General features: G+C 41.1%; 1 pseudogene. It reads right to left on the bottom strand.

Annotation, left to right across the window (positions count from 1 at the left end):
* Window positions 1-465 (bottom strand): annotated as a pseudogene (locus tag ACWQ4X_RS19810) (IS481 family transposase); the annotation flags it as partial.

The following is a 465-nucleotide window of genomic DNA, read 5'->3' on the forward strand; positions in this document are numbered from 1 at the left end:
GCTAAATACAGCTCATAATCATGTTGTTCAACCTTACCGCAATATTCCGTGCCTCTGTCTGTCAGGATACGCAGCATAGATAGATCCTGAGATTGATAAAACGGGAGTACGCGATCATTTAGCAGGTCTGCTGCTGTAATCGGTGTTTTTGTAGTGTAAAGCTTACAATGTACGACTTTACTGTAGGTATCGATGAACGTTTGTTGATGGATTCGACCAACGCCTTTGAGATTGCCAACGTAAAATGTATCTTGTGCTCCAAGATATCCTGGATGGTGTGTTTCTATTTCGCCACAAGCAACATCATCTTCATGTTTACGCTCAAGTTCAGCAATTTGATGATCATTTAACTCAATTCCATCTTTAGCCACCTTGGCTTCTAAAGCTTTCAGTCGCTTTTTAAAGTTCTCTAAATCGTGGCGAAGCCAAATAGATCGAACCCCACTACCTGAAATGAAAACACCA

It is taken from the genome of Acinetobacter sp. NigerLNRRAM0016, assembly GCF_054112845.1.